This is a genomic window from Novosphingobium sp. AAP93, from assembly GCF_001296055.1.
Classification (GTDB): domain Bacteria; phylum Pseudomonadota; class Alphaproteobacteria; order Sphingomonadales; family Sphingomonadaceae; genus Novosphingobium.
In genome coordinates, this window is sequence record NZ_LJHZ01000063.1 from 1 (window position 1) to 10,720 (window position 10,720).

The 10,720-nt window shown below is 63.0% G+C and carries 11 protein-coding genes, 1 tRNA gene and 1 pseudogene; 5 read left to right on the plus strand and 8 right to left on the minus strand.

All coding sequences use genetic code 11. The annotated features are described in order from the left end of the window. The 5 genes and pseudogenes from IP83_RS10535 to IP83_RS20190 form a co-directional block, all read left to right on the plus strand. On the plus strand, positions 1–255 hold a 255-nt coding region (locus IP83_RS10535), incomplete at its 5' end, for a single-stranded DNA-binding protein (RefSeq protein WP_054122178.1). A gap of 555 nt (positions 256–810) precedes the next feature. Next, positions 811–1,017, plus strand: a complete 207-nt coding sequence (locus tag IP83_RS10540) for a hypothetical protein (protein ID WP_054122179.1) — start codon at positions 811–813, stop codon at positions 1,015–1,017. Beyond that, positions 1,007–1,711 (plus strand): hypothetical protein, encoded by a 705-nt coding sequence (locus IP83_RS10545; RefSeq protein ID WP_054122180.1) that lies wholly within the window; start codon positions 1,007–1,009, stop codon positions 1,709–1,711. The genes IP83_RS10540 and IP83_RS10545 overlap by 11 nt, the downstream gene beginning before the upstream one ends. A gap of 63 nt (positions 1,712–1,774) precedes the next feature. Continuing rightward, positions 1,775–4,569, plus strand: a pseudogene (gene mobF / locus IP83_RS10550) (MobF family relaxase); the annotation flags it as partial. Positions 4,570–5,356: 787 nt separating this feature from the next. Beyond that, positions 5,357–5,512 carry a hypothetical protein gene (locus IP83_RS20190; RefSeq protein WP_156309670.1) on the plus strand — a complete coding sequence of 52 codons (156 nt, stop codon included), beginning with the start codon at positions 5,357–5,359 and terminating at the stop codon, positions 5,510–5,512. A gap of 330 nt (positions 5,513–5,842) precedes the next feature. On the opposite strand, the gene arsH is transcribed toward IP83_RS20190, so the two are convergent. The 8 genes from arsH to IP83_RS10590 all read right to left on the minus strand — a co-directional run bounded on the left by arsH (position 5,843) and on the right by IP83_RS10590 (position 10,714). Beyond that, complete coding sequence (gene arsH, locus IP83_RS10555; RefSeq protein WP_054122181.1) at positions 5,843–6,583, minus strand: arsenical resistance protein ArsH; 741 nt, start codon at positions 6,581–6,583, stop codon at positions 5,843–5,845. Further along, on the minus strand, positions 6,580–7,242 hold the full coding sequence (locus IP83_RS10560; RefSeq protein WP_054122182.1) for an MIP/aquaporin family protein: 663 nt from the start codon (positions 7,240–7,242) through the stop codon (positions 6,580–6,582). The genes arsH and IP83_RS10560 overlap by 4 nt, the downstream gene beginning before the upstream one ends. Further along, positions 7,239–7,745 (minus strand): arsenate reductase ArsC, encoded by a 507-nt coding sequence (locus IP83_RS10565; RefSeq protein WP_054122183.1) that lies wholly within the window; start codon positions 7,743–7,745, stop codon positions 7,239–7,241. The genes IP83_RS10560 and IP83_RS10565 overlap by 4 nt, the downstream gene beginning before the upstream one ends. Further along, entirely contained in the window at positions 7,738–8,097 is a 360-nt protein-coding gene (locus IP83_RS10570) for a helix-turn-helix transcriptional regulator (RefSeq protein WP_054122184.1), read from the minus strand. Before IP83_RS10570 ends, IP83_RS10565 begins: the two co-directional genes overlap by 8 nt. A 116-nt stretch (positions 8,098–8,213) precedes the next feature. Next, positions 8,214–9,737, minus strand: a complete 1,524-nt coding sequence (locus tag IP83_RS10575; protein WP_054122185.1) for an IS66 family transposase — start codon at positions 9,735–9,737, stop codon at positions 8,214–8,216. A 31-nt stretch (positions 9,738–9,768) separates the two neighbouring features. After that, positions 9,769–10,125 carry an IS66 family insertion sequence element accessory protein TnpB gene (gene tnpB, locus IP83_RS10580; protein ID WP_054122186.1) on the minus strand — a complete coding sequence of 119 codons (357 nt, stop codon included), beginning with the start codon at positions 10,123–10,125 and terminating at the stop codon, positions 9,769–9,771. Then, the gene (locus IP83_RS10585) at positions 10,122–10,541 is read right to left on the minus strand and encodes a transposase (protein ID WP_054122187.1); all 420 of its coding nucleotides are present in this window, start codon (positions 10,539–10,541) and stop codon (positions 10,122–10,124) included. The genes tnpB and IP83_RS10585 overlap by 4 nt, the downstream gene beginning before the upstream one ends. Positions 10,542–10,637: 96 nt before the next feature. Beyond that, positions 10,638–10,714: transfer RNA gene (locus IP83_RS10590), tRNA-Met, on the minus strand. Positions 10,715–10,720 lie beyond the last annotated feature (6 nt).

Consider the following 10,720-nt stretch of genomic DNA (forward strand, 5'->3'; position numbering starts at 1 on the left):
GACGAGAACGGCTACACCGCCAAGGACAGCGAGTTCCACCGGATCACCTGCTTCAACGGCCTGGGCCAGAACGTCGCCAAGTTCTGCAGCAAGGGGCAGCTGGTCACGGTCGAGGGTCGCATCCACTACACCCAGTGGGAAGACCAGGACGGCACCAAGCGCTACGGCTGCGAGATCATCGCCGACAAGGTCGATTTCCTCACCAAGGGCCACGGAACCTCCAGCGATAGCGCTCCCGACATCGACGAAGACTGAGGGCTCAAACTCCACTCGAGCAAGGCCCCGGCAGAGCAATCTGCCGGGGCCTTCTTTGTGCCTGGGAAGCAAACGGCAGCGCGGGGGCATCGAGCCCCGCGCGCCGCCGGGATTGGATCCTTCTAGTCCGATTCTCGCACTTGCAGGCCAGCGCCTGAGGGCAACCCGCGGTCCCGCTGGACCTGCTTTCCTGATACCGTTTTGTCCACATTCCAGGCATATGGGACCATACCGATAGGAAGGGGGAAGTGAGCACATCTTACCCCTCACCGGGAAGGTTATTGCATTGAAATATATAAACTATCCGTGGGTTCATCATGTGCGCCAAAACTGACCGCTGGTCATCATGGTCACCGCTGCTGACCATGATACCAACGCACTGGCAACAAACAGGATTTTCGCTTGCTCGACTCTTATGTTCTTTGTATGTTCTTTCGTGGAGGGTGAAACACTCTGGGCATGGAGAACGCCCAAATGTCTCGCCGATATCATCTTGCCTGCTATGTAACCCCTGAGATTTTCGCAGCTTTTGGCAACCTTGCCCAGGGCCGGCACATGACCGTGACGGGTCTCTTGCGCCGCCTGGTCGTTGCCGAAATCGAAGCCTCATCGATCCTCAATCCCGGTGACCTTGAGCGCAACATCGTGTTCCTGGTGAAGGCCGTGAACGCGCTGCTGGCAGCGCACGACCGACAGCTTCGCGATCGCGTTGTTGCCGAGTGGCACCGCGAGGTTTTCGAGGAGAGCCGCCATGCGGACTAGGTTCGAATATGGCTACGGAACCTGGGACGAACCGGAGTTCTATCTCCCCCGTCTGATCGGTGGAAAGCTTGCCGTTCTGGTGGTCATTCTGCTGCTCTATCTGTGCATCTCTCACCAAATGGTGAGGCACCTGAACCCAAGTACCTACAACCTCGGCATGGCCCACGCCGAGGCTGTGGTCATGCTCACGGTCTTCGGCGGTGCCGACACGATCACGACCTTTACCAGTGGGCACAAGGTCTGGAATCTGACCCGTCACACGATCGTGCATGCCGACCTGTTCGTGCAGTGCTGGCGCGCTTTGCTGTGGCGGATCGAGTGCGGCACCATCTGGGCCGTGCTGCTCGTATGGGCGCCGCCGCTGGTCGGGCTCGGCTTGCATGCGGCTTGGGACGCCTCGCACCCGCCGCTGCCTGAGCCGCGCCGGGCGAGACCGATGATCGATGAGGCCGCTGTTCCTTACGCATCGCATCCATACCTGTCTTCAGAACCATATCGGCAGGACGTCGAGGAGCCCGAACCAGCAATGCTACTGCCACCTGCAGAGGAGCCCGATCTCCCGACTCTTGAGGTGCGCAAGCGGCCGCGTAAGGCGAAGAAGCCGAGCCAATCCGAGAATGAAAACCCGCCGCCACCTGCTCCGCCACTGGTGCAGCCGGGACAGGTGCGAAAACGCCGCAAGCCGGAGGCATGAGCCATGCTTTCCGTGGCGACCGTTCGCTCGGCTGGCGGGGCTGCCAGCTACTTCGCCGCCGACAACTACTACACCCGCGAACAGGGTCAGGGTGAGTGGTTCGGCAAAGGTGCCGAAGCGCTTGGCCTGACCGGAAAGGTCGATCCCAAGACCTTCGAGGCATTGCTTCAGGGCAGGCTTCCCGATGGGTCGCGCGTGGGGCGTGAAGGTATCCACCGCGCCGGGATCGACCTCACCTTCTCAATGCCCAAAAGCTGGTCGCTGATCGCGCTGGTCGGCGGCGACCGGCGCATCATCGAGGCCTATGGCGAGGCGGTGAAGGCTACGCTGGCCTGGGCGGAAAAGAACGCCGCGCAGGCGCAGGTGGATACCGGCAAGGGGCAGCGTCTGGTCCAGACGGGCAACCTCGTGATCGGCCTGTTCGAGCATGACACGAGCCGGGCGCAGGAGCCGCAGAGCCACTTCCATGCCGTCGTGGCGAACGTGACCCAGCTGACCAATGGCGATGGCGAGCGCTGCGCAATGACAAACTTTGGTCGCTCAACACGCTGCTCAACACTATGACCATGGCGCACTTCCGGATGGGTGTCGAAGCCCTCGGCTACCGCATTGGCGACCGGTCGAAGCATGGTAACTTTGAAGCCGCCGGAATCGCGCGAAACGTGGTCATGGCATTCAGCACTCGGCGGCAGCAGATCCTCGAGAAGGTCGCGGGCATGGCATCGCGTTCCCCCGAAGCCTTCCACGCAGCGACACTGATGACACGTGAGAGCAAGGCACCAGTTGAGGACCGCGCAGCGCTCTATGCGGGATGGAAAGAGACTGCGGCTGCGGTCGGTCTGGACCTCAATGCGGTGCGGGCTGAAGCAAACGCCCGTCTTGGCATTGGGACCGGCATGCGCGGACGGATGGCGGAAGTTGTGGCGCCCATTGTCGCTAAGGCGCGCGAGTTGGCGAACGGCTTTGCCAGTTCACTGGGGCTGCGCACCGATGATCCCTATCTGCCAAAGACCTTCCCCAACAAGACGCCAGCGGAGGTTGCAGCTGCGCATGCTGTTGCATCGGCGATCCGGCATCTCGAGCAGCGCGAGGCGGGCTTCTCGGTGACAGATGTCTACAAGGCGGCGCTTGATTTTGGTCTGCCGACGACGATCAAGGAAGTTGAGCAGTCGGTCGAACGCCAGATCGCTAAGGGCAATCTTCAGCGCGGCGTCGACGAGCGCGCCGGCATGGTCACGACGGCGCAGGCGCTCGATACCGAGCGGCGTATCCTCGCGGGCGTGGACGCAGGGCGCGGAGCAGTTCAGCCTGTACTATCCGCCACCATGGCCGCAGAGAGCCTTCAGGCCTTTGCAACTGCCCGGAGCGGTTATGCTCTGAACGCCGGGCAGGAGGCGGCTGGTCGGATGATGTTTGCGTCGCAGGACAGGATCGTCGCGATCCAGGGCGTTGCCGGTGCCGGCAAGTCCAGCGTGCTTGCCCCTGCCGCGCGGTTGTTCGAGGCGCAGGGACACAAGGTCATCGGGCTGGCGGTGCAAAACACGCTTGTGCGCATGCTGGAACGCGATACCGGCATCCCGTCAATGACGGTTGCCCGCTTTATCAAAGCCTATGGAACAGACGCCAGGGCCCCCGTTCCTGAGAGCCTCAAGGGCTCGGTCCTGATTGTCGATGAGGCCTCGATGCTGGCCAATACCGATCAGCTAAAGCTCATCGAGATTGCGAACCGGCAAAATGTGGCGCGGCTCGTATTCGTGGGTGATGCTCGCCAGCTCGGCGCGGTTGATGCCGGCAAGCCCTTTGCGCTCGTCCAGGATGCCAGGATCCAGACAGCCCGCATGGACAGCAATGTTCGGGCGCGCGATGACACGGTTCGCGGCGTCGCGGCGGCGGCTCAGGCCGGGGATGTTAGAGCAGCCTTTCAGCTGCTGGGCGGCAAGGTGATCGAAGCCGAGGGCACTGTGGTTGAGCAGGCGACGAAGCAGTGGCTGTCTCTCCCCCGGTCCGAACGCGACCGGACCATGATCTTCGCCTCGGGTCGCCGTCTGCGCGAAGCGGTCAACACCAGCGTGCAGGAAGGGCTCCAAATGCGCGGCGAGCTTGGGCAGCAGAGCCTGGAGCTCCAGGTGCTCGACCGGGTGAACCTGACCAACGAGGAACTGCGCTACGACCACCATTACCTGCCCGGCCGCGTGCTTGAGCTTGGCCGTTCGATCCGCGAGCAGCGGCTTGGTGCCGGCAGGTACACGGTTACCGAGGTCGATCAAAACGGGCGGGTTGAGCTTCTTGACGAGCAAGGCAAGGCGCATAGGTTCTCGCCCGATCGGGTGCGGCCGGACGCGAGAGGCGCAGCAGGTGGTCGGCTCGCGCTCTACGATCAGAAGCAGCGCACGATCTACGCGGGCGACCAGATCCGCTGGACAGCGAACGACCACGAGCGGGGGCTGCTCAACGCCGACCGTGCCAGGATCACTGCGATCGACAAGCGCCAGGTCCAAATCGAAACCTCGGCGGGAATGAAACTGGCGCTATCGGCCAACGACCCCATGCTGGTCCGCATCGACCTCGCCTATGCCTACAATGCTCACATGGCACAGGGCATGACCGCAGACCGCGCCATCGTCGTAATGGAATCGCGCGACACCAAACTGCTCACCCGGCAGAGTTTCCTCGTCTCGGTCACGCGCGTGCGCGATGACCTCACCATCTTTGTCGACAAGACCGACAAGGCCAGAGCCAAGCTGGAGCTTCAGACAGGCGAGAAGACGTCCGCGCTGCAGGCACTCGGTGAGGTCGTCAAGCAGCCGCCCGAGCTGGAGAAGGCGCCCGTCAAGCCATTCGAGTTCGGGATCGGATAAACCAGTTCAAGCCGCCGTTGAAGGCTGGGAGTAAGGCAGACGCTTTCAAGTTGCTTGTGCTAGACTATGCCCATCCGGCACGATAGCTGACAGCGATCAGACGAAGCTTTTTTCGCTGTGAGACAGGCCCGAATTCCGCTTTTGTTTTGGTAATTGAAGCCCAGCAATTCCGCCGTTTTTGCGAAATTCGAGTCCCTAAAAAGGCATCGAACCAATAGCTTAGTTTTCCAGTCGGGCCTTTTTGCGGGCCTCGCTGCACATCACATCAGTTAAAGTCATGATATAATTATAAAAATTTTCTTGATGCGGGTCCTCTTCTGCACCATTTTCCTGTATCAGATTGCCCCTCGGGGCTCGCCGAACCTCCAGAATTCTGGCGTTTATTGTCCCGTGTTGTCGCTGGACGGTTTCTGGCATTCCCCCACAACCCGCGAGAATTGGGGGCATCGTTGGGGCACTTCAGGCATTCGGCATCGCTTTGACGAAAGGCCATGCCCCCAGATGCCTCTGAAGGACGCAGAGATTCGCGCGTTTCGAGCGATGACCACCTAGGGATGCGCCAGCACAAAGGCCAGCGCCGCTGCCGGCAGGTGGCCCCATGCCGCGAGGCGACCGCCTCGATGCACTGCACTTTGTCCAGCAAGTGCTGGGGTGCCGGCGCGCAATCATAGCGCGCGGCTCCCGGTGTGCGCGTCCGGCCCGCCAGAATGCCGCTGTTGTAGGGAGCGCCGACAACCAGCGCGATGTCCCATGCCTTGCAGGAAGGTATCCGGCGCGCAACCTGACCATGACGCGCGCATCCGAACCCGACACCGCGCTGCTCAACGCGCGCCTCAGTGTTCCGCTGAGTTCCGCCGCGGCTGTCAGCTTCGGATATGACGGGCGCTTCGGCACCGGCTACATCACCCATTCCGGGGGCATCGGGGTCTCGGTCGCGTTCTGACGCGCCGGTGCAGTTTGTTCGCAGCGTGGTCGGAGGTGCCCGATCGCTTTGCCCGACGACAGCCGTCTCTCTCGCTGACGCCAGAAAGCGCCGTGACGCCGCACGCGCCCAGATCGAGCAAGTCGTGGACCCGCCACTAGAGTGGAAACGAGAGAAGGCGGCTGCCAAATTCAATTCAGAGAACAGCTTCGAGCAGGTCGCCCATGAATGCCTCGCGGTAATGGAGAGCGAGGGCCTCACCCCACACGAGTTCATCCGCAACTGCCGGACAAATGCAGCGCACCGCTTCACATCAAGTTCGCACCATCCTCAAATCTTGGGACCAAACATCTAAAGGCTGCCGTCTGCCAAGTTGACGGGTCGCCCCATGCCGACCCGTTCTGAATAGCGATCGATCAGTCGCTCACCGTGCGGCCGCAGCAGGACTGTAAAGCGCACCAGTTCCTCGCAAACATCGACGATGCGGTCGTAGTAGGATGATGGTTTCATCCGGCCTGCCGCATCGAATTCGTCGTAGGCCTTGGCGACGCTCGACTGGTTGGGGATCGTGAACATCCGCATCCAGCGCCCAAGGATGCGCAGGGTGTTCACCGAATTGAACGACTGCGACCCCGCGCTGACCTGCATCACCGCCAGCGTTCGGCCCTGCGTCGGGCGCAGACCTTTGTAAGCGAGCGGCAAGTGGTCGATCTGGGTCTTCATGATCCCGGTGATCTGGCCATGCCGCTCGGGGCTGCACCAGACCTGTCCTTCCGACCACAGCGAATGTTCGCGCAGTTCATGGACCGCGGGGTGATCGTCACCGCTGACCTGATCCGGCAAAGGCAGATCGGAAGGATCGAAGATGCGTGTCTCGCAGCCGAAGAACTGGAGCAATCGGGCCGCCTCTTCCACAACCAGGCGCGAGTACGACCGCTCGCGAAGGCTGCCATAAAGCAGAAGAATGCGCGGCGGCGGATCGAGTTCGCCCAGGCCTTGCGCGGGACGCTGATGGACATAGGCAGGCTGCAGCGCCGGCAGATGCGTGGGCTCGGACAAGTGCCGCAGCCGGGTGAATGGCGTGGCCGTCATGGTGGGGAGTCTTCCTGCGCGAAGATCATGCTGCCCGCGACAAGCGCCGCGAGTGCCCCGGCAGCCTGCGCGGCAATGAACGGGGGTACATCCGCAGGCGCAATACCGGCGAACGTATCCGACAGCGCGCGCGCCAAGGTGATCGCCGGGTTCGCAAAGCTGGTCGACGAAGTGAACCAGTATGCCGCGACGATGTAGAGCGCGACGCTGGCGGGAACGGCTTGCGGGCGGTGCCGGATCGTGCCGAGGATAACGAAGACGAGGCCGAAGGTGGCGATGAACTCGCCTGCCCATTGACCAGTCCCGGTGCGGACCTTGGTCGATAGCTGGAGGATCGGTTCGGCGAACATGAAGTGCGCCGCCCAGACGCCGAGGATACCGCCAGCGAGCTGACCGGCGACCAACCGAAGCGCCGTGCCTGTCGAGAGATCACCGCGAAGGCGGAAGACCATCGTTACTGCCGGATTGAAGTGCGCGCCCGAAAGCGGCCCGAGCATCGTGATCAGCACGTACAGCATGGCTCCGGTCGCGGCGGTGTTGCCGAGCAAGGCAACCGCCGTGTTCCCGCCCGCGAGCCGGTCGGCCATGATGCCCGAGCCGATGACCGTGCAGAACAGGAAGAAACTGCCGATCGCCTCGGCCCAGACGTCACGGCTCATGCCGCGCTGTCCATCTGGCCGATTGCCGACAGGAACTCTGCAAGCTTGGCTTGCGTCATGTCCTCGAAGCGGGCGGCCAGCAGCCTATGCACGCGCACCTCGAGGGCCTGCCACGTTGCCTCGAACGCAGCGTCGACATCGGCGTCGGTGCCGTGCACGTCAGCTGGGTCGGGCAGGCCCCAGTGACCCTTGACCGGCGCGCCGATGAACACCGGACAGCTTTCCTGCGCGGCATTATCGCAAACGGTAATGGCCACGTCGATCCGCGGCGCACCGGGCGCGGTGAATGTGTTCCAGCTCTTCGACGAGAACGCAGCGGTATCGATCCCACGCCGCGCCAGCAGTCGCAACGCGCCGGGGTGCGGCACGCCCTTGGGCTTGCTGCCTGCGCTGTAAGCGCGGAGCCTGCCGGCGCCGAGTGTTGCGAGCATGGCCTCGCCGAGGATGGAACGCGCGGAATTGCCGGTGCACAGCACCAGCACGCCGGGGAAACTGTCAGGCATGGATAGTGGCTTCCTCTTCGCAGCCGCAACTCAGGGCAATGTCCACCAGCGGCGCACAGATATCGGAGGAGCCGGCGCAGCAATCCTCCATCAGGAACTGCAGCAGTGCAGTCATTTCCGCATAGCGGACGGTGTAGATGATCGACTTTCCGGCCCGGCGATTCTCGACCAGTCCGGCATGGCTCAGGATGGTTAGGTTGGCGGACAGCGTGTTTGGCAGCACGCCAAGCGCCTTCGCCAACACGCCTGCTGCCATACCTTCCCTGCCCGCCTTCACCAGCAGGCGGAAGGCGGCCAAGCGTCCCTCATGCGCTAGCGCGGCAAGGGCCGAGACGGCGAGTTTCGATTCCATATTTCATGGATATTGGAAGTGATAGGTCAGATCAAGCGGGCGCTCGCATCCCACATAGGTCTAACTGCGTCTGCGTTGGACACAAGAAAGGCGCACGGGCGTGGTAAGCGCTGTTCTCAGGCCACGGCGGTCCACGGCATGAGCTCACCGACGGCGTTGGCCGGGTGACCCGCAGCCAGCTTGGTGAGGGTTTCCGCCAACCAGGCATGCGGGTTGATGCCTGATATCTTGCAGTTCTCGATGAGCGTGGCGATCACCGCCCAGTTGTCGCCGCCCTCGTCAGAGCCTGCGAAGAGCGCATTCTTGCGATTGAGTGCCAAGGGCCGGATCGACCGCTCGACGGTGTTGGAATCCAGCTCGACACGGCCGTCGTCGAGGAACAGCGACAGCCCGCCCCAGCGGCTCAGTGCGTAGCGGATGGCGTCGGCGAGCTTGCTCTTGGCGCTGACTTGGCGAAGGCGCGCCTCGAGGTAAACCTGTAGATCATCGACGATGACGCGAGCCTGTTCGGCGCGCACGGCGCGGCGCTGCTCTGCCGAGGTGCCGCGAACCTCGTCCTCGATCGCGTAGAGCATGGCGATCCGGCGGAGCACCTCGGTTGCCACCGGCGACTTGTCCGCCAGCTCGTAGAACTTCCTGCGCACGTGTGACCAGCAGAATGCGAGCTGGATCTGCTGCCGCCGCTTGGCGAGCGCGGTGTAGCCGCCATAGCCATCAACCTGCAGGATGCCGGCGAAGTCACCAAGATGCGCCTCGGCGCGTTCGCCTTTACGATCGGCGGCATAGACATAGGCCACCATCGGTGGATCGCCGCCGCCCCATGGTCGGTCGTCACGGGCGTAAGCCCATAGCTGACCGGTCTTGGTCCGCCCGCGCCCTGGATCGAGCACCGGTGCGGTGGTCTCGTCGGCAAACAACCGCTCCGATCGTCGCAATCGCTCGAGAATGTGGTCCCGCAAGGGTCGCAGATACCATGCTGCCCGCCCAACCCAGTCCGCCAAGGTGGATCGATCGAGCTGGATGCCCTGCCGGGCGTAGATCTGGGCTTGGCGGTACAATGGTAGGTGATCGGCGTACTTGGCGACCAGGACCTGTGCGATCAGCGCTTCGGTAGGGATGCCGCCCTCGACGATCCGTGCCGGGGCCGGTGCCTGAACCATCGCGCCTTCGCAGGAGCGGCAGCCATAGCACAGGCGGCGAGTGACCAGCACGCGGAACGTGGTCGGCACCACGTCGAGGCGTTCGGCCACGTCTTCACCGATCTGGTGGAGGGCGCCGCCACAGCATGGGCATGCCTTATCCTCGACGTCGATGATCTGTTCGATCCGCTCCAAGTGCGCAGGCAGCGAGCCGCGGTTGGCCTTGCGCGGGCGATCCGCAGATGTCTTGCTTGCCTTGGTCACGGCGTGCTGGGCCTCGGCCAGAGCTGTCTCGACCTCCTCAAGGGCAAGCTCGAACTGATCGGGATCGAGTTGCTCGGAACGGCGGCCGAACCGATGCCGCTGCAGGGCCTCGATGATCGCCTTCAGGCGTTCGACCTCAGCCTGGAAAACCTTCAGCGCGTCGAGCTCGCGGGCCTGTTCGAGGACGAGCGCGCGGAGCGCTGCAACGTCTTCGGGAAGGTCCGCTTCCATGAGCATGGAAGGAGTGAATCACTCGCGGAAAGCCCCGTCAACCGGCAATCTGCGGCGCAATCGGGCGACGTCCGCCATGTACCCGGCGCCAGTCCAGGCCCTCCAGCAGGGCACCTAGTTGTGCCGCCGTCAGGCGCATCACCCCGTCCTGGATCGCCGGCCAGCGAGAGCCTCCCTGCTCAAGCTTCTTGGCCATCAGGCACAGGCCAGTGCCATCCCACCACACCAGCTTGATCCGGTCCGCCCGCTTCGCACGGAAGACGTAGATCACACCCGAATAGGGATCGCCGCCGTACTCCTTGCCGACCAACGCGGCGAGCGCATCAGGGCCCTTGCGGAAATCGACAGGGCGCGTCGCTACCATCACGCGCGCGTTGGAGCCTGGTCCGATCACCGAACTACCTGAAGCGCTTGCACGACCGCGGCGGCTAGATCGGCCTGGGCGGTCCGCGAGATCCTGACGACAGCTCCGCCAACCTCGACCTCGATCACAACATCGTCCTGCGCAGACTGCCGAGAGACTGCCGGAACGAACATCGGCTCAGGCTCTCTCGAGCCATTCTGCACTTCCAATGCGTACCGGAGCTCACGCCGCCAGGTGTAAAGCTGCGAAGTCCGGATATCGTACCGACGAGCAAGTGCCGTCAGATTATCGCAATGCTGCGCTTCCGCGACAATCGCCAGCTTCTGCTCCAGGCTCCACGAACGACGGCGCCCCACCATCGGGCCAAGCAGCTCCGCCCGACTCACCAACTCCGGACCAACTCCAGTGCGGGTGTCCAGTGCGGTCCTTAGCGCCTCATCTTCCATCACCTCGACGGTCTGCCGCAATCTGGCAGCCGCGCAAGGTGGGGTCAGAACAGCGCTTACCGGGCGTGTGTGGAGCGGCGTGTGTGTTATGCTGTGTGGTTGCGGGGGTAGGATTTGAACCTACGACCTTCAGGTTATGAGCCTGACGAGCTACCGGACTGCTCCACCCCGCGATGTGT